The following is a 19568-nucleotide window of genomic DNA, read 5'->3' on the forward strand; positions in this document are numbered from 1 at the left end:
AGTCTGCGGAAAATTCATGGATTTCGCGGGCCGATCGGCCGTGCGCGGGGGCCGAGGAGGGGAAGCATGGTCCCCAGGCAACGAACGACGCAGAGGAGTTACCGCATGGCTGCCAAGACTTCCACCGTCAGCGCCCCGCAGTCCTCGCCCGAGCAGGTGGACGAGCGGGGCGACGGCGAGCCGGGCGCCGAGGGTGCGGCCCCCACCGTCACCACCACGAGGGTGGGGAGGACCGTTTCGGGGACCGAGCTCGTCGGCCCTCGGGGCAGGACGTCCATCGCCGACGGCGTCGTGGAGAAGATCGCCGGCATGGCGGCACGCGAGGTTCCGGGGGTGTACGCGCTCGGCGGCGGTCTGGCCCGGACCCTGGGCGCGGTGCGCGACCGCGTGCCCGGTGGCCGTCCGAACGTGGCTCGCGGCGTGAAGGTCGAGGTCGGCGAGCGGCAGACGGCGCTGGATCTGGACATCGTCGTGGAGTACGGGGTGCCGATCCCCGACGTGGCGCACGACGTGCGGGAGAACGTGATCGCGGCCGTCGAGCGGATGACGGGGCTGGAGGTCGTCGAGGTCAACATCGCCGTCGGAGACGTGCACCTGCCCGACGAGGAGCCGGACGAGCGGGTGGAGGCGCCGCGCGTGTCCTGACCGCAGCGCCGCGGCGAACGACGCCCGGGCGCGGTGCGGTTGGCGGAGCCCTCCGCCAACCGCCCCCGCGCCCGGGCGCGTCGCGTGTGCGGGCCTGCTCGGGCGCCCTGTGCGGCCCTCCGCGCCGCATACCGAAGGGTCCCTTTCGGCAGGCTTCATGGCGGTCCGTGATGAGGGAGAAGAGCCTGAATTGCCGGTCTTCACGGGCATATGAGGTGACTCAGGTGTGACAGATGCATGAAGTAGCGGCACACCCCTTGTGCGATTCCTATGGTTCCGCAAACCTTTCGGCTGTCGGCACGGATGACATGTCCGCGTCCGACTGATCTCTCATCAGCGCACCACCAACGAGAAGGATCTCTCAATGGCAGCGATGCGTTCCCCCAAGCGCAGATGGTCGGCCGTGGCCGTGGCGGGTGCCGCGGCGGTCGCGATGAGTGTCGGAGCCGCGCTCCCCGCGGCGGCCGACGAGCCGGAAGGCCAGATCGTCAACGCCGGTGCCCCGGGCGCGATCAAGGGCCAGTACATCGTCACCCTCAAGGCGGGTGCGCCGGACGCCGAGACCAAGGCCGGCAAGGACCTGGTCAGGAAGTACGGCGCGGAGATCGAGATCACCTACGAAGAGGCCCTCAACGGCTTCGCGATCGAGCTGAACGAGAAGCAGGCGAAGAAGCTCGCGGCCAACCCGCACGTCGCGAAGGTCGAGCAGGACGCCAAGGTCCAGCTCGCGGACACCCAGACCAACCCCACCTGGGGCCTGGACCGCATCGACCAGCCCGACCTGCCGCTGGACAACAGCTACACGTACTCCAACACCGCCGGCTCCGGCGTGACGGCGTACATCATCGACACCGGCATCAACCACAGCCACAACGACTTCGGCGGCCGCGCCAGCTTCGGCTTCGACGCCTTCGGCGAGGACGGTGAGGACGGCAACGGTCACGGCACCCACGTCGCCGGCACCGTCGGCGGCTCCGAGTGGGGCGTGGCCAAGAACGTCGACCTCGTCTCCGTCCGCGTCCTCGACGACGGCGGCTCGGGCTCCTACTCGGGCGTCGTCGCCGGTGTGGACTGGGTGACGCAGAACGCGCAGCTTCCGGCCGTGGCCAACATGAGCCTCGGTGGCGGCGCCAACTCCAGCCTGGACAACGCGGTGCGCAACTCGATCGCCGCGGGTGTGACCTACGCGGTGGCGGCGGGCAACAGCAACGCCGACGCCGCCAACTACTCCCCGGCGCGGACGACGGAGGCGCTGACGGTCGGTTCGTCGACCAGCAGCGACGCCCGCTCCTCGTTCTCCAACTACGGGTCGGTCCTGGACATCTTCGCCCCGGGCTCGAACATCACCTCGGCGTGGATCGGCAGCGACTCGGCCACCAACACCATCTCCGGCACCTCGATGGCCTCCCCGCACGTGGCCGGTGCCGCCGCCCTGCTGCTCGGTGACAACCCGGGCTACACCCCGACGCAGGTCGACTCCGCGCTGGAGTCCGCCGCCGCGCAGAACAAGCTCAGCGGCGTGCCGTCGGGCACCCCGAACCTGCTGCTCCAGGTCGGCGAGGGCGACCCGGGCGACCCCGGTGACCCGGGCGACAGCTTCGAGAACACGAACAACTACGACATCAACGACCACAGCACGGTCGAGTCGCCGATCTCCGTCAGCGGTGTCGGCGGCAACGCCCCGGCCGACCTGAAGGTGGCCGTGGACATCAAGCACACCTACATCGGTGACCTGAAGGTCGAGCTCGTCGCCCCGAACGGCTCCGCCGTCGTCCTGAAGGACCACGGCGAGGGTGGCAGCAGCAACGACATCAACACCACCTACACCGTGGACGCCTCGTCCTCGGCCGCGGACGGCACCTGGAAGCTCCGGGTGACCGACAACTACTCGTGGGACCAGGGCTACATCGACGCCTGGAGCCTCCAGTTCTGATCGCCTGCCCCGGGCACGACGGACTCCCCTGACCGGTTGAACACCGGGGTGACCCACCCACTCGGCCCCCACGGCCTCGCCGTGGGGGCCGAGCGCGTGTGCGGCGGGCCGCGAGGGGCACGCGGCCGGTGTCATCACATCGGGTGATTGCTAGACCGGATATTGCATGCGGACACCCAGCGTTGCCAAGCTGTTGCATACCGTCAAGCTGGGGAGGACGCGTGGCTTTCGGCGAGCAGCCCGCCTATCTGCGGGTGGCCGGGGACCTCCGGCAGAAGATCTTCGACGGCGTGCTGCCCCCGCACTCCCGGCTGCCCTCCCAGGCGAAGATCCGGGCTCAGTACGGCGTCTCCGACACGGTGGCGCTGGAGGCCAGGAAGATCCTCATGGCCGAGGGCCTGGTCGAGGGCCGCTCCGGCTCCGGCACGTACGTGCGGGAGATGCCGGAGCCCGCCCGCGTCCTGCGGGCCGGGAACCGGGTGCTCGGCGTCGGCGGGCCGTTCCGTCAGGAGCAGGCCGACGAACAGGTCAAGGGCTCCTGGGAGTCGTGCAGCGAGCAGCAGGAGGCCGCCCCGGCGGTCGCCGCGCGCCTGCGGATCGAGCCGGGCGGGCGGGTCATGTGCACCCGGTACGTGTACCGGATGGACGGCGAGCCGGCGATGCTCTCCACCTCCTGGGAGCCCTTGACCCTGACGGGCCGGACGCCGGTGATGCTGCCGGAGGAGGGTCCGCTGGCCGGGCAGGGCGTCGTGGAGCGGATGGCCGCGATCGACGTCGTCGTGGACAACGTGCTGGAGGAGGTCGCGGCGCGGCCGGGCCGGGCGGACGAGATGGCGGTGCTGGGCGGGGTCGCCGGGCACTGCGTCCTGGTGATCGCCCGGACGTTCTGCGCGAGTGGCCTGGCCGTGGAGACGGCGGACGTGGTCATCCCCGCGGACCGCTTCCACGCGGTGTACCACCTGCCCGTTCGCTGAATGCCCGGCCGTCACGCCCCGGCGCGGTCCGCCGGCGCGCGCCGGCCGGCGCCGGGTCCCCCGGTGGCCGGAATCATGTCTCGTTGTGGCAGAGTGAATGCGCTCCGTTAAGGTCAGGCGTACGCTCCGGCATATGCGGATTGCAGTCGTGTGTACGGGTGGGGAGGGGCGATGAGCGAGGCGGCCACGTTGCCCTGGCTGGTGATACGCCAGGACGAGGACGGCGGTCGGTACCGCGTGGGCCGGTGCGCGACACGCGTCGAGGCGGAGCGCCTCGCCGACCGGCTGGACGCGACGCGCTCCGGCGCGCGCCCCGGGCCGCCGACGCGCTACCTGGTCGAGCGTTTGGAGCAGCCGAGCGGTGGTCAGGCCTGACCGCGGGCACAATCGTGGGAGCGGGCATCGGGTCCGCCCTCGTCGGTGCGGAGACCCTGCTGCCCGGCTGAGGCCAGCCGAGCGGGGACGTGGGCGGAGTGAGCGAGGCACCCGACGCAGCCGCATCCGGCGCAGCGGCGTCCGACCCCCTCGCGCCGGGCGCGTCCGCGCCCGGGGCGCGCCCGCCCACGTCCGGCTCACGGGGCGCCGCCTCGGTGGACTCGCTGCTCGACACCCTCCGGCTGGGGGTCGTGATCCTCGACGCCAGGGGCCACGTCCTGCTGTGGAGCCCCACCACCGAGGAGCTGCTGGGCTGGCGGGGGGAGGAGGCGACGGGCCGTCCGTTCGCCGAGTTCCTCGCCGAGGACGAACTCCTCCGCGAGCCCTCGCCCCGCGTCTACGCCGAGCTGCGCCGCGGACGGCTGTGGCGCGGCGTGCTGCGCGCCCGCCACCAGGCCGGCCACGTCGTCGAGGTCGAGGGCTACGCCTCCCTGCTGGAAGACGCGAACGGGGAGCCGTTCATTCTGGCCAATGTCATCGAGATCAGCAGGCTGCGGGCGATCGAGCACGACCTGGCCGCACTGGACGCCCTGTTCGACTCGTCGCCGCTCGGCATCGCCCTCTTCGACGAGCAGCAACGGTTCGTCCGGGCCAACCGGGCGATGGAGGAGCTCTACGACACGCCCCTGGAGCGGATGGTCGGCCGGACCGTCGCCGAGGTCCTGCCGGCCGCGACCGCCCGGGAGATCGAGGAGGCGCAGTCGACCGTGCTGTCCACCGGGCGGACCCTCGTGGACCGGGTGATCCGCGCGCCGAACGGGCACGGCCACCGCTCGATGTCGTACTCGCGCCTCACGGACCGCTCCGGTCAGGTCCTCGGCACGAGCTGCACCGTCATGGACATCACCGAGCGCCGGGAGGCGCTGGAGAACGTGGAGCGGGCGCGGCAGCGGCTGGCCCTGCTCGACGACGTGGGGCTCGCCCTGGGCGACCTGCTGGACGTCCGCAAGATCTCCGGCGCGCTCGCCGAGGCCATCGTCCCCCGCTTCTGCGACTACGCCGGGGTGATGCTGCACGGCGCCATCGCCACCGGTGACGAACTCCCCGCGCGGCTGCCCATCGTCGGCGTGCCGCTCCTCCAGCTCGGCGTCGCGGGCAAGCGCAGCGGGCCCGAGGTGGACCGCATGCTGCGCGTCGGACAGGACATCGCCTTCGCCCCCCGCTCGTTCTTCGCCACCACCCTGGCGACCGGCCGCCCCCACCTGGCCGGCTCGCGGGAGGACCTGCTCGCCACCACCTACCCCGGCGACCCCAAGGTGCAGGCGGCGATGGACCTCGGCATCCACTCGCTCATGGCCGTTCCGCTGAGCGCCCGGGGCATCGTGCTGGGCCTGCTGGTCATCAGCCGGGCCGACGAGCGGGAGGCGTTCGACGAGGACGACGTGGCACTCGCCATGGAGCTGGCCCGGCGGGCCGGGGTGTCCCTGGACAACGCCCGCCTCTACGCCCGGGAGCGGGAGGGCGCGCTGATGCTCCAGCGCAGCCTGCTGCCCCAGCGGGTGCCCTCACCGCCCGGCCTGCACATCGGCTACCGGTACGTGCCCGGCAGCAGTGCGGCCGAGGTGGGCGGCGACTGGTTCGACGTCATCCCGCTGGCCGGCGGGCGCGTCGCGCTCGTCGTCGGCGACGTGATGGGGCACGGCCTGCGCGCCGCCGCCACGATGGGACGGTTGCGGACGGCCGTGCGGACCCTGGCCGCCTCCGACCTGAGCCCGGACGACCTGCTGCGCCGCGTCAACGAGCTCGCCGACGACCTCGCGCCGGACCCCGAGGAACCCCTCATGACCACCTGCGTCTACGCCGTCTACGACCCCTCGACGCGGTGCTGCACTCTCGCCAAGGCCGGCCACGTCCCGCCGCTGCTGCTCACCGTGGACGCCGCCACGGGCCGGCGGCGCACCGAGGCCGTGGAGCTGCCGTCGGGCGCGCCGCTCGGCGTCGGCGACGTGGCCTTCGAGGCCGTCGAGTTCGCCGTGGAGGAGGGCACCGCGCTCGTCCTCTACACCGACGGGCTGATCGAGTCCCGGCACGAGGACATCTCCGAGGGGCTGGGGCGCTTGCGCGAGCGCCTCGCCGAGGGCGAGGGGGAGCTGGACATCGAGTCCCTGTGCGACGACGTCATCGCGCTGCTGCCGCACGGCGCGCCCGGCGGCGGGCACGGCACCCACGGTGGCCCCGGCGGCCCCGACGACGTGGCCCTGCTCGTCGCCCAACTCGGCGGACTGCCCGGGGACAGCGCGGCGAGCTGGACGTTCCCGGCCGAGCGCACCGCCGTCCGGCGGGCCCGGGGCGTCGTGCGCACCACGTTGCACGAGTGGGGACTGGAGGCGCTCACCGACGAGGCCATGCTCCTCGTCAGCGAACTCGTCACCAACTCGCTGCGCTACGCCCACGGACCCATCGGGGTACGGATGGTGCGCGGCGGCTCGCTGCTCGTGGAGGTCTCCGACCCGCTGCCCGACCCGCCGGAGATCCGCACCCCCGCGGACGACGACGAGGGCGGCCGCGGCGTGCAACTCGTCGCCCAGTCGGCCCGTCGCTGGGGCACCCGGCACGGTCCGATCGGCAAGACGGTGTGGTTCGAGCTGCCCTTGCCTGGTTAGGAGACATGCAGCAGGCGACGGCGCGACGGCGCCGGGAGTCCGGCCCAGGTCACCTACCCCGGTGACCACGGCCGACCAGCTCCCCCGGCGGCTGACGGAATGCCACACTTCTGTCTGTGCCGCGCGCCTGCGGCCGAACAGCAGGACCGCGGGGCGGTGTGACGCGCCGCACGGGAACAACGGAAGGGGCGGCGTTGAGCGAGATGCCGGTCGAGACGGGGAAGCCTGACGACGTACGCCGTGCCCTGGCCCTCCTCAACGCCGCCGGAGCACGCATCGGCAACTCGCTGGACCTGGAACGCACGGCGCGCGAACTCCTCGACGTCGCCGTGCCGCAGTTCTGCGACCTCGCCGCCGTCGACCTGTACGAGGCGGTGCTGGCCGGTGAGGAGGCGCGGCCCGGCAGCGGCGGGGAGGGCAGTGCGCCACTGCGCCGCGTCGCCCTGGCCAGCGCCGTCGGCACGGTCGGCGGAGGGCCGCACCTCGACGGCATCCCCCTCGGAGCGACCCACCGGTTCGCCTTCGAGTCGCCCTGCGCCCTGGCGCTGCGCACCGCGCGGGTGCGCCCGGTGGCGCCCGGGGAGCACGGCGTCGGAGCCGGCGAACACCCTCCCGTTCCCGGCCCGTTCGGCCTGGCCGTGCACTCCACGCTGGCCGTGCCCATGGTCGCCCGCGACCGGGTGCTGGGCGTGGTCCAGTTCGCCCGGGCCAAGGGGAGCGAGCCCTTCGGCGAGCGGGACGCCGCCCTGGCCGCCGAACTCGCCGCACGGGCGGCGGTCTGCATCGACAACGCGCGCCTGTACCGGCGCGAGCACGAGCGGGCCCTGATACTGCAACGCAGCCTGCTCCCCCCGGGCGACCCCGAGGCGGCCGGGCTCGACATCGCCTGCCGCTACCGGCCGGGCACCGCCGCCACCGAGGTCGGCGGCGACTGGTTCGACGTCATCGAGCTGCCCGGGCACCGCACGGCACTCGTCGTCGGCGACGTCATGGGCCGCGGGCTCAGGGCCGCCGTCACGATGGGCGAGCTGCGCACCGCCGTCCGTACCCTCGCCCTGCTCGACCTCGAACCCGCCGAGGTCCTGGAACGGCTGGACGAGATCGCCCGCGGCCTGGGCGGAGCGTCCTACCGGCGGCGCGGCGGCGAGGGCTCCGACAGCCTGGACCACATGGCCGAGCTCTACCTCGCCACCTGCGTCTACGCCGTCTACGATCCCGTCTCGCGCCGTTGCACCTTCGCCAACGCGGGCCATGTGCCGCCCGTCCTGGTCGAGCCGCCGGGGGGCCGGAAGAGCCGGGGGAAGCCGCCGCTCCTCCTGGAGGTGCCCGGCGGGCTGCCGCTCGGCGTGGGCGGCGAGCCGTTCGAGCAGACCGACGTCGAACTGCCCGACGGCGCGCTGCTCGCCCTCTACACCGACGGGCTCGTGGAGTCCCGCGACCACTCCCTGGACGTCGGCCTGCTGCGGCTGCGGCGCACCCTCACCGACGCCGACCGCCCGCTGGAGGACATCTGCGACCGGGTGCTGGCCGGCATCGAGGACCAGCACGGAGACGACGACGTGGCCCTGCTGCTGGCCCGGGTCCAGGGCCTGCCGCCCTCCGCCGTCGGGGACTGGCGGCTGCTGTCCGACGCCCGCTCCGTCGCCCGCGCCCGCGACCTGGCCTGTGCCCAGCTCGCCGAGTGGCACCTCGACGGGCTCACCGACACCGCCGAACTGCTCGTCAGTGAACTCGTCACCAACGCGCTGCGCCACGGGGCCGGGGAAATCCGGCTGCGGCTGCTGCACGAGCGCACGCTGGTCTGCGAGGTGTGGGACACCAGCCCCGTGCAGCCGCGCCGCCGCCGGGCCCGGGACACGGACGAGGGCGGCCGCGGCCTCCAGCTCGTCGAGCTGCTCTCCGCGGGGTGGGGCAGCCGCCGCACCCCGGGCGGCAAGGCCGTCTGGTTCGAGCTGCCGCTGCCCAACGACGGCGGACCGAAGCCGCCGGACCCCCTCGACGCCTGGCTGGACGCCTTTCCCGCCCTCTGAGCCCGTCCGGCCGGGCTCGGGCACGCGGACCCCTAACCGGGTGAGCTTGGCGTGAGGTGACGCCGTGTCTGCACGGCCCGCGCGCCGGTGCGCCCTTCGATGGGTGGCGAAGATGTGATGAACCGTCCATCCCTATGGCTGGGGTGTCGGGCTCAGTCCCCGGAGGTCAGTTCGCCATGCCATCCGTGCAACTCCCCGAGTCCGCTCCCCGGCGCAGGGCCGCGGCCCTCTGCGCGGCCCTGCTGCTGGTACCCCTGGCCGCCGGCTGCACCGGGGGAGGAGACCTCAACGAGGGCAAGAGCGGCTCCACCGTGGACGTCTCCGCCGTCGAACGGGCGCAGATCCGCAGCGGTGGCACCCTGCGCTGGGCCGTCGAGGCCCTGCCCAGCACCCTGAACACCTTCCACGCCGAGGCCAACGCCGCCACCGACCGGGTCGCCGGAGCCACTCTCCCCGCGCTGTTCACCGTGGACGCCCAGGGACGACCACAGCTCAACGAGGACTACCTGGCCTCGGCCGAGGTCGTCGACGAGGAGCCGCAGCAGGTCGTCGTGTACACCTTGCGGCCCAAGGCCCGCTGGAGCGACGGCACCCGGATCTCCGCCGCCGACTTCACCGCCCAGTGGAACGCGCTGAGCGGCTCCGACGGCGGCTACTGGACCGCCCACCACGCCGGTTACGAGCAGATCCACAAGGTGACCCCCGGCCCCGGACCACACGAGGTCAAGGTCGTCTTCGCCCGCCCCTACGCCGACTGGCGTGCCCTCTTCACGCCCCTGTACCCCCGGGCGGTCACGGCCGAGGCGAAGGACTTCAACACCACCTCGCGGCGGAAGCTGGCCCTGTCGGCCGGCCCCTTCAAGCTCGCGGACGGCGCCCTCGATCCCAAGGCCGACACCCTCACCCTGGAGCGCAACCCGCGCTGGTGGGGCGACCGGGCGAAGCTCGACAGCATCGTGCTCACCGAGGTCCCGTTCGGCGAGCGCGACGCCGCCCTCGCGGACGGAGCGCTCGACCTCGCGGAGGTCCGGGCCCCGGTCGTCCGGCACATCGCGGAAGCCGCCCGCCCGGAGGAGGCCCCCGGCAACGCGACGGCCGAGGTCGCCACGAGCCCGGCCCCGGGCAAGGCGGACGGGAAGAACGAGGACGAGGAGAAGAAGGAAGAGGCGAAGGAGGAGGCCGAGCAGGACAAGGAAAAGGACGAGAAGGCCGAGGAGAAGGAGAAGCAGAAGGAGAAGCAGGAGGCGGAGCAGAAGGAAGAGGACAAGAAGGCCGAGAAGAAGGAAGCCGAGAAGGCCGAGGACGCGGAGAGAGCCGAGGACGCTGAGAAGGAAGACGAGAAGGAAGAGGACAAGAAGGCCGAGGAGAAGGCGAAGGCGGCGGAGAAGCGGCGGAAGGCGGCCGAGGAGGCGGCCAGAAAGCGGGCCAACCTCCGCGAGTACACCGTGCGCCGGGCCTACGCGCCCTCGTACACGCAGCTGGCGCTGAACGGGACGTCGGGGCCGCTGCGGGACGAGCGGGTGCGCCGGGCGGTCGGGCGGGCCCTGGACCGTGCCGCGCTGGCGGAGGAGGTGCACGGCGAGGCGGGCCTGCCCGCGCGGGCCCTGGGCAGCCACCTGCGCATGTACGGCCAGGAGGGGTACCGGGACAACAGCCCGGCGCTCGGCGAGGCCACCGGTGCGTCGGCCGCGGCCCTGCTGGCCGCGGCGGGATGGAAGGGCGGCCCCGTCGCGGCGGGCTCCGGGGCCGGGGACGACGCCCGGCCGGGGGCGGCCGGTGGCGCGTTGTCGGCGTTCACCGGCGTGTCGAGCAGTTCCGTACGCGGCCACGCCGCCGTGCTGATGCAGGTGGCCCGTGCCGACGCCCGGGCGGTGAAGGCGGCCAAGGGCGCGAAGAAGAAGGACGGGGAGGAGGCCGAGCGGCTCGCGAAGGAGGCCCAGGCGTCGATGGCGACGGCGAAGCAGGCCACCGAGCTGCTCGACACGTTGCTGCGGGCCGAGACGAGCCGGCTGCGGGTGAAGGAGGGCGAGAAGCTCGAGCTGCGCATGGTGCTGCCGACGGGGGAGGGGACGGAGGGCGTGCGCGCGACGGGCCAGCGGATCGCCCGCATGCTGGCGCGGGTCGGCGTCGGGGTGGAGCTGACGCGGGTGCCGGGTGACGACTTCTTCCTGGACCACATCGCGTCGGGCGACTTCGACCTCGCGCTGTACGCGTGGCCCGCGACGGCGTATCCGGCCACGGACGCCCGGTCGATCTACGCCAAGCCGGTTCCCGCGCCGGACGGCTCGCTGCTCATCGAGCAGAACTACACCCGGGTGGGCACCGACCAGATCGACCGGCTCTTCGAGCAGGCGGTGGCGGAGCTGGACGGTGAGGAGCGGGGCGAGCTGCTGCGGAAGATCGACACCCGCATCTGGGCGGCGGCGGGCTCGATCCCCCTGTACCAGCCGCCGCAGTTCGTGGCCGTGCGGCGGACGCTGGCCAACGCCGGGGCGTTCGGCCTGCGGAGCCCGCGCTACCAGGACATCGGCTATCTGCGCGCGGACCGGGAGCGGGGCGGCGCGTAGGCCGGACGAAAGTCTTGGACGCTTGACCCATTGCGGGCTCTGGGACATGCTCGACGTGTGGCCGACCTGACGCGCACCCTCCGCTCCCGGGCCCGCACCCGCACCACGCCGCCCGCCCGGACCGCCCCCGGCGGGCTGGAGCGCCTGCGCGCGGCCACGGAGGCCCTGGAGACCCCGTACGCGGTGGTGGACGCCGCCGCCCTCCGCCTCAACGCCGAGGATCTGCTGCGGCGCTCCGGCGGCAGGCCGATCCGGCTGGCCAGCAAGTCCGTACGGTGCCGCGAGGTGCTGCGGACGGCGCTCAGCCTGCCCGGTGTGCACGGCGTCCTCGCCTACACGCTTCCCGAGGCGCTGTGGCTGGCCGAGGAGGTCGAGGACGTGCTCCTGGGCTATCCGACGGCCGACCGCACCGCCCTGCGCCGGCTGGCCGCCGACGAGCGGCTGGCCTCCCGCGTCACGCTCATGGTCGACAGCGCGGAGCATCTGGAGTTCACCGCCGCGGCCGTCGGCCCCGACGGGCCGCCGCTGCGTGTGTGCCTCGAACTCGACGCCTCGCTGAGGCTGGCCGGCGGCCGGGTCCACTTCGGCGCCCGCCGCTCGCCGGTCCACACCCCGGAGGCAGCGGCCCGGCTCGCCCGGGCGGTGGTGGCGCGGCCGCGCTTCAGGCTGGTGGGTGTGATGGCCTACGAGGGTCAGATCGCCGGCGTCGGCGACAACCGGCCGGGCGTGGCCCGGTACGCCGTACGGGCAGCGCAGTACGCCTCCGCCCGGGAGCTGGCGGTGCGCCGGGCCGCGGCCGTGGCCGCCGTCCGTGCCGTCGCCCCCCTGGAGTTCGTCAACGGCGGCGGCACCGGCAGCCTCGAAGTGACGGCCGCCGAGCCCGCCGTGACGGAGCTGGCCGCCGGGTCCGGGCTGTTCGCGCCCGCGCTCTTCGACCACTACACCCGCTTCACCCCCCGCCCGGCCGCGTACTTCGCGCTGTCCGTGGTCCGCCGCCCCTCGCCGCGGCACGTCACCGTCCTCGGCGGCGGCTGGACGGCGTCCGGCCCGCCCGGCGCCGACCGGCTCCCCGTGCCCGTCTGGCCCCGGGGGCTGTCCCTGCTGCCCACCGAGGGCGCGGGGGAGGTGCAGACGCCCCTGACGGGGGCTGCCGCGGCCGGGATGCGCATCGGCGACCGGGTCTGGTTCCGGCACCCCAAGGCCGGGGAGCTGTGCGAGCACGTGGACGCCCTGCACCTCGTCGAGGAGGACGGCACCGTCCGGGCCGTCCCGACCTACCGGGGCGAAGGCCACGCCTTCCTCTGACGGCCACGGCGCTCAGCACGGGGGGAACCGTTCGACCGCGTCGACCGCTCCTGGGCCTGGCGCTTCGGCCTGGCCCGGGCCGACGGGCTGCACCGAACGCTTCGGGCTCGTGCACGTCGACTCGGCGACGCAGCGCCGCACCCCGGAGGGCTCCTACGCCTGGTTCCGGCGGCTCCTCGCCGCCCGGGGAACGCACTGACGGCTGCCGGGGGCGGCCGGTCACCCGGCCGCCCCCCACCGCCCGGCACCCCCACGGGCGTTCAGCGGTCGTAGACCCCGACCTCGTACAGCGAGTAGCCGTACCGCGTCGCGCGCTCGGTTCCGTGTACGCGCACGTACCGGGCCTCGACCGGCTCGAAGCGGGCGGTCGCGATGCCGCCCGTACCGGCGTCGGTGGACCACACCCGACGCCACGTGCTCCCGTCCGACGACACCTCGACCCGGTAGCCGCGCGCGTACGCGGCCTCCCAGTCCAGGACCACCCGGGCCACCGTGCGGGGCGCGCCGAGGTCGACGGTGAGCCACTGCCCGTCGCTCCACCGGCTCGCCCAGCGGGTCCCCGTGTCGCCGTCCACGGCACGCCCGGGGGCGTAGCGCCCGAAGAGGGTCCACTGCGTCGAGCTCGCGCTCACGGCGGTGTCCTCGGCGAGGTTCGCGGGCAGTGCGTGGCCCTGTGTGGCGGTCCAGGTGTCGAGGTAGGACTGTGCGCCGTCGAAGAGGTCGTCGACGACGTCGGCCCCGCCGATCCTGCGCATGTCCTCGATCCAGTCCGGCAGCAGCCCGTAGTGGGCCGCGCCGTCGAGGTTGACGTCCCAGGTGCGCTCGCCAGTGACCTGGCGGTCGATCAGCGAACCGCCGTCGACGCTGCGGTAGGGGTACGTCACCTTGTCGGGCGCGTCGGCTCCGCGCGGGGCCGGCCAGCCCCCGACGCCGTTCATGTCGGCCCCGACGCCCAGCCCCTTGCCGTGGGCGTCGCGCAGGTCGGCTCCGGCCCGGGCGGCCTCGACGAACTGCTCGCTGCCGTGCGGGTACTGGGCGATGAAGCCTCCGAGCCGGTAGACGCGCTCCGACCAGCCGCGGTCCATCCAACTGTGCGTCGACAGCACGCCCGGGTAGTCGGCGGACTCCAGGACGTCCAGCGCGCGGCCGGCCGCCTTGACGCTCATGTGGTCGATCTCGGCCATCATGCCGCGCTCCATCAGCCCGCGCAGCGCGTACTCGCCGAGCCGCGTCAGCCCGCGCGTGTTGCACCGCGCGCCGTCCTCCGCGTACGTCGGCACGCTCACCCCGGGCGGCAGCATCTTCTCGAACTCCGGCACCTCCGCCGTGCCGATCGGGTTGTCCTGCTGCGGGCCGCGGCACTCCTCCCTCGTCCACCAGGTGCCGGTGGACAGGAACTGGCCGACGTTGATGATCGTGCCCTGGGTGCCCGAGTCGAACCGGACGCCGCACAGGGCGTTGTCGAACTTGTGGCACAGGAACATGCTGCGGACGCCCAGGTCGTACAGCTCGTCCAGTCCGCGGTCGATGTCCTCCCGGGAGCACTGGGCGACGTCGAGGATCTGCTTGCAGCCGAACGGTTCGGACGTCTCGACGCCGAGCACGACGGCGAGCTTGCCGTCCTCGATCACCCGCCGAGCCTGCCCGGCGTCCGTGACGATGCGGAACCAGCCCTTGCCGGGACCGCCGTACATGGCGTCGACGTACCGCTGCATCGCGTACGTCCGCCGGATCTGGAGCCGGATGGACTCCATCTCGTCGCAGCCGCGGTCCTTGAAGAAGTAGATCGAGCACAGGACCCCGTTGGAGACCATGTCGGTCACCATCACCCGCTGCCCGGCGCGCCAGGAGCGCTCGATCCACGCGTAGTAGTTCTGCTGGTGGGTGAGGGACTTGTGCGTCGGCCAGTCGGCGAACGTCGGCCAGCCGACGGGGTCGTGGTGCCAGTCGGGGTCGGCGGTGAGGTTCTCGAAGATCGCGCCCTTGCCGTCCGGGTGGTGCTCGGGGCAGTCCTTGAGCGCGTCGGCGACGCCGTTCTCGGAGAACGGCTTGCCGCAGATGAGCCGTCCGCCGAAGCCCTCGTTCGACATCACGTGGTTGTGCGCGTCGACGAAGCCGCGCACGTCGCCGTTCTCGTCGGTTCCCGTGAAGGGCTCACCGGTGACGTTGATCTCGGAGTCGGGGGACGGCCGGGCGACGGGCTCCCACCAGGGGGTGTCCCCGGCCGCCGCGTCCGAGGGGCCGGCGGCGCGGGGCGGGGCTGCGGCGCCCGGCGGCGCGGCGAAGCCCGCGACGAGGGCGAGGAGGAGGGTCGACAGGACGGTGGCGGTCAGGGCGATACGACGGGGATGTCCCACATCCGCTCCCGGGGTCGTGTGACGTGGGTCGCACCATAATTTGGTCACATGACCAGGTCAATAGTCCGGGAAGCACGCTTTCAGGCCTCTCTGCGTTCGCCGGGCGCGCGGTCGCGCCGCTCGCCGGGCCGGCCGGGGTCAGTCCGCCGGCCGGGCCAGCCCGAGCACCTGGGTCGCCGCGAGATCCAGCGCCGCCCCGGCCGCCTCGGCGTCGCCCTCGGTGAGGTAGAGGAGCGTCAGCCCGTCGATCAGCGACGCCGTGTACCGGGCCAGCACCGGCAGCGGCGCCGTCCACGTCGCGTCGCAGCTCTCCGCCAGCGCCTCCAGTACCCGGGTACCCGCCTCCAGGTAGCTCTCGTACTGCCGCTTCGCCAGCTCCGCGAGGCCGGGGCGCCGTACCGCGTACTGGGTCAGCTCGTACGTCACCCGGTGCTCGTCGGGGTGGTCGAGCACGTGCTGCCAGTAGGCCCCCAGCCCCGCCCGCAGCTTGTCCTCCAGCCCGCCCGGCCCCTTCAGCTCCTCCAGCATGCGGTCCAGGGTGTGCCCGGTGATCGCGGCGATGACGTTCTCCAGCAGCTCCTCCTTCGAGCGGAAGCAGTAGTGGAACGCGCCCAGCGGCATGCCCGCCTCGGCCACCACGGCCCGCGTCGTCGCCCCGGCGACGCCGTCCCGGATCATCACCCGGATCGCCGCCTCCACCAGCAGCTCGCGTCGTACGTCCGCCGACACCCGCGCCATGCCGCCTCCTCGCTGTCCGCCCCGACCTGGGCGTTCTCCGGCTCGAACGCCCGCCCGCAGCCTATGCCGCCAGGGGCGTCGGGCCCTCCCTCCGCGGCCCGACCCCTGGACGGGCGCGGAGCGGCCGGGCCGGGACCCGTACCATGGAAGGACCAGGCCGCGGCGTCGAGGAGAACGAGCCCGGCGGGCAGTCGGGCGACAGCGCCCGCGCTGCCATCCACGAACCCGGGAGAAGCGCCGCCAGCATGCCCACGCGCAACGACATCCGCAACGTCGCCATCGTCGCCCACGTCGACCATGGCAAGACCACTCTCGTCGACGCCATGCTCAAGCAGGCCGGCGCCTTCGCCGCCCACCAGCACGTCGACGAACGGGTCATGGACTCCGGCGACCTGGAGCGCGAGAAGGGCATCACCATTCTCGCCAAGAACACCGCCGTCCGGTACCACCCCAAGGACGGGGGCGAGCCGGTCACCATCAACATCATCGACACCCCGGGCCACGCCGACTTCGGCGGCGAGGTGGAGCGCGGCCTGTCCATGGTCGACGCCGTCGTCCTCCTCGTCGACGCCTCCGAGGGCCCGCTCCCGCAGACCCGCTTCGTGCTGCGCAAGGCGCTCCAGGCCAAGCTGCCGGTCATCCTGTGCATCAACAAGACCGACCGCTCCGACGCCCGGATCGCCGCCGTCGTCGACGAGGCCTACGACCTCTTCCTCGACCTCGACGCCACCGAGGACCAGATCGAGTTCCCCATCGTCTACGCCTGCGCCCGCGACGGCATCGCCTCCCTCACGCAGCCCGACGACGGCACCGTGCCCTCCGACAGCGAGAGCCTGGAGCCGTTCTTCACCACCCTGCTGGAGACGGTCCCGGCTCCGACGTACGAGGAGAGTGCGCCCCTCCAGGCCCACGTCACCAACCTCGACGCCGACAACTTCCTCGGCCGCATCGCGCTGTGCCGCGTGCAGCAGGGCACCCTGAAGAAGGGCCAGACCGTCGCCTGGATGAAGCGCGACGGCTCCGTGCAGAACGTCCGCATCACCGAGCTGCTCATGACGGACGCGCTCACCCGCAAGCCGGCCGAGCAGGCGGGCCCCGGCGACATCTGCGCCGTCGCGGGCATCGCGGACATCATGATCGGTGAGACCCTCGCCGACGCCGAGAACCCGGTCGCACTGCCGCTCATCCAGGTCGACGAGCCGGCGATCTCCATGACCATCGGCACCAACAACTCCCCGCTCGTCGGCAAGGGCGGCAAGGGGCACAAGGTCACCGCCCGGCTGGTGAAGGACCGCCTCGACAAGGAGCTCGTCGGCAACGTCTCGCTGCGCGTCCTGCCCACGGACCGTCCCGACGCCTGGGAGGTGCAGGGCCGCGGCGAGCTGGCGCTGGCCATCCTGGTCGAGACGATGCGCCGGGAGGGCTTCGAGCTGACCGTCGGCAAGCCGCAGGTGGTCACCAAGGAGGTCGACGGCAAGGTCCACGAGCCCGTCGAACGCATGACGATCGACGCCCCCGAGGAGCACCTCGGCGGCATCACCCAGCTCATGGCCAGCCGCAAGGGCCGTATGGAGACCATGACCAACCACGGCTCCGGCTGGGTGCGCATGGAGTTCGTCGTCCCCTCGCGCGGCCTCATCGGCTTCCGCACCGAGTTCCTGACCGAGACCCGCGGCACCGGCATCGCCCACTCCATCTCCGAGGGCCACGAGCCGTGGTTCGGCGAGCTGCGCACCCGCAACAGCGGCTCGCTCGTCGCCGACCGCGCGGGCGCCGCGACGGCCTACGCCATGCTCAACCTCCAGGAGCGCGGCACGATCTTCGTCGAGCCCGGTACCGAGGTGTACGAGGGCATGATCGTCGGTGAGAACTCCCGCGCCGACGACATGGACGTCAACATCACCAAGGAGAAGAAGCTCACCAACATGCGCGCCGCCTCCGCCGACACCACGGAGAACCTGGTGCCGCCGCGGAAGCTGTCGCTGGAGCAGTCGCTGGAGTTCTGCCGCGAGGACGAGTGCATCGAGGTGACCCCCGACACCGTGCGCATCCGCAAGGTGAACCTCGACGCCCGGGAGCGCGCCCGCGCCGCCTCCCGCGCCAAGCGCTGACGCCCGGCCGGGCCGGAGCCCGGCACGGCATCACCACACCGAGGCCGAGAACGCCCCCATACGGGGGGTTCTCGGCCTCGGTTTTGCCGTCCACGCGAGTGGCACACGTGCGGTTCGTACCGGAAGCAGATGGTATGGGCGGAAAGTGAGCACTCGATGAGGAGGCACCCATGCGCGGAGCCAGGCGTGTCGGCGCAGCCGTCGCTACCGTGACGGCGATCGCCCTGGCCGCCGGAGCCTGCGGCGGCGATGGAGGAGGCAGCGGCGGGGAGGGCGTCGTCCGCGCGTCGTGGGGCGACCCGCAGAACCCGCTGGAGCCGGCCAACACGAACGAGGTGCAGGGCGGGAAGGTCCTGGACATGATCTTCACCGGCCTCAAGGAGTACGACCCGGAGACGGGCGAGGCCCGGGACGCCATGGCCGAGTCCATCGAGACCGACGACCAGCAGACGTTCACCGTGAAGATCAAGGACGGCTGGACGTTCTCCGACGGCACCGAGGTCACCGCCGATTCCTTCGTCGACGCCTGGAACTACGGCGCCAACCTGGAGAACAACCAGGTGGGTTCCTACTTCTTCCAGTTCATCGAGGGATACGAGGACGTCCACCCCTCCGAGGAGGGCGCGGAGCCCACCGCCGAGGAGATGTCGGGCCTGGAGGTCGTCGACGACCAGACCTTCCGCGTGAGGCTCAGCCAGAAGTTCTCCCTGTGGCCCGAGACGCTCGGCTACACGGCCTACGCGCCGCTGCCGCAGTCCTTCTTCGACGACCACGAGGCCTGGCTCCAGAAGCCCGTCGGCAACGGCCCCTACCAGGTGGAGTCCTACAACCGCGGCCAGTCGATGCGGCTGTCGAAGTACGAGGACTACAGCGGTGAGAACGAGGCTCAGAACGAGGGCGTCGAGCTGATCGTCTACACCTCCAACAACACCGCCTACACCGACCTCCAGGCGGGCAACCTGGACATCAGCGACGACATTCCCGCCTCCCAGGTGCGCAACGCCGAGGAGGACCTCGACGGCCGCTACATCAACCAGCCCGCCGGCATCATCCAGACCGTCACCTTCCCCCTCTACCAGGACGACTGGGAGGGCGAGGACGCGGCCACCGTGCGGCGCGGCATCTCGATGGCGATCAACCGCGACGAGATCACCAGCCAGATCTACGCCGACACCCGCACCCCGGCCACCGACTGGACCTCACCGGTGATCGGTGAGGACGGCGGCTACGAGGAGGGGCTGTGCGGGGACACCTGCACCTACGACCCCGAGCGGGCCAGGGAGCTGATCGAGGAGGGCGGCGGCCTCCCCGGCGGCGGCATCACGCTCACCTCGAACGTGGACACCGGCTCGCACCGGCAGTGGATGGACGCCGTCTGCAACAGCATCAACAACGTCATGGACGACAACAGCGCCTGCCGCGTCAACCCGGTGGCCACCTTCGCCGAGTTCCGCGAGCGGATCAGCGCCGACGAGATGACCGGCATGTTCCGCGCCGGCTGGCAGATGGACTACCCGCTCATCCAGAACTTCCTCCAGCCGCTCTACTACACCGACGCCTCCTCCAACGACGCCGGCTACAGCAACCCCGAGTTCGACCGGCTCGTCGACGAGGCCAACGCCGCCGCCGACCAGGGCGAGGCCGTCGGCCTGTTCCAGGACGCCGAGCGGCTCCTCGCCGAGGACCTCCCGGCCATCCCGCTGTGGTACCAGAACGGCACCGCCGGCTACTCGGACCGGGTGGACAACGTCCGCCTCAACCCCTTCTCCGTCCCCGTCTTCACCGAGATCACGGTCAACTGAGCCCGCCTCCGGGGCCGGTCGCGCGCAGTGGGCGGCGACCGGCCCCGGAACCGGCCCCGAGAAGGGAG

Annotated in this window: 11 protein-coding genes and 2 pseudogenes; 11 read left to right on the top strand and 2 right to left on the bottom strand. The window is 72.6% G+C overall.

Annotated elements, in window-relative coordinates; all coding sequences use genetic code 11:
* The first annotated feature begins 105 nt into the window (after window positions 1-105).
* The 9 genes and pseudogenes from O7609_RS17720 to O7609_RS17760 all read left to right on the top strand — a co-directional run.
* Complete coding sequence (locus O7609_RS17720) at window positions 106-645, top strand: Asp23/Gls24 family envelope stress response protein (protein ID WP_269743882.1); 540 nt, start codon at window positions 106-108, stop codon at window positions 643-645.
* A 364-nt stretch (window positions 646-1009) separates the two neighbouring features.
* A complete protein-coding gene (locus O7609_RS17725; protein WP_269736011.1) occupies window positions 1010-2578 on the top strand; it encodes a S8 family peptidase in 1569 nt (522 codons plus the stop codon).
* Between the two features lie 221 nt (window positions 2579-2799).
* Entirely contained in the window at window positions 2800-3552 is a 753-nt protein-coding gene (locus O7609_RS17730; RefSeq protein WP_269743883.1) for a GntR family transcriptional regulator, read from the top strand.
* A gap of 171 nt (window positions 3553-3723) precedes the next feature.
* On the top strand, window positions 3724-3927 hold the full coding sequence (locus O7609_RS17735; RefSeq protein WP_219092885.1) for an SPOR domain-containing protein: 204 nt from the start codon (window positions 3724-3726) through the stop codon (window positions 3925-3927).
* Window positions 3928-4025: 98 nt separating this feature from the next.
* Window positions 4026-6590 (top strand): SpoIIE family protein phosphatase, encoded by a 2565-nt coding sequence (locus tag O7609_RS17740; RefSeq protein WP_269736008.1) that lies wholly within the window; start codon window positions 4026-4028, stop codon window positions 6588-6590.
* Window positions 6591-6697: 107 nt separating this feature from the next.
* A pseudogene (locus tag O7609_RS17745) lies at window positions 6698-8620 on the top strand (ATP-binding SpoIIE family protein phosphatase); the annotation flags it as partial.
* Between the two features lie 176 nt (window positions 8621-8796).
* Window positions 8797-11187, top strand: coding sequence for an ABC transporter family substrate-binding protein (locus O7609_RS17750; protein ID WP_269743884.1), 2391 nt, complete (start codon window positions 8797-8799; stop codon window positions 11185-11187).
* Between the two features lie 135 nt (window positions 11188-11322).
* Complete coding sequence (locus O7609_RS17755) at window positions 11323-12492, top strand: amino acid deaminase/aldolase (protein ID WP_269744375.1); 1170 nt, start codon at window positions 11323-11325, stop codon at window positions 12490-12492.
* 94 nt (window positions 12493-12586) lie between these two features.
* Window positions 12587-12691 (top strand): annotated as a pseudogene (locus tag O7609_RS17760) (family 1 glycosylhydrolase); the annotation flags it as partial.
* Between the two features lie 61 nt (window positions 12692-12752).
* On the opposite strand, the gene O7609_RS17765 reads toward O7609_RS17760, so the two are convergent.
* Both O7609_RS17765 and O7609_RS17770 read right to left on the bottom strand, forming a co-directional pair.
* Window positions 12753-14849, bottom strand: coding sequence for a discoidin domain-containing protein (locus tag O7609_RS17765; protein ID WP_269736006.1), 2097 nt, complete (start codon window positions 14847-14849; stop codon window positions 12753-12755).
* Between the two features lie 138 nt (window positions 14850-14987).
* Complete coding sequence (locus tag O7609_RS17770; RefSeq protein ID WP_269743885.1) at window positions 14988-15587, bottom strand: TetR/AcrR family transcriptional regulator; 600 nt, start codon at window positions 15585-15587, stop codon at window positions 14988-14990.
* A gap of 245 nt (window positions 15588-15832) precedes the next feature.
* Here O7609_RS17770 and typA point away from each other — a divergent pair, with 245 nt between their 5' ends.
* Window positions 15833-17698, top strand: a complete 1866-nt coding sequence (gene typA, locus O7609_RS17775) for a translational GTPase TypA (protein ID WP_269737221.1) — start codon at window positions 15833-15835, stop codon at window positions 17696-17698.
* A 170-nt stretch (window positions 17699-17868) separates the two neighbouring features.
* Window positions 17869-19500, top strand: a complete 1632-nt coding sequence (locus O7609_RS17780) for a peptide ABC transporter substrate-binding protein (RefSeq protein WP_269736004.1) — start codon at window positions 17869-17871, stop codon at window positions 19498-19500.
* Window positions 19501-19568: the final 68 nt, after the last annotated feature.

Source organism: Streptomyces sp. WMMC1477 (assembly GCF_027460245.1).
Classification (GTDB): Bacteria; Actinomycetota; Actinomycetes; order Streptomycetales; family Streptomycetaceae; genus Streptomyces.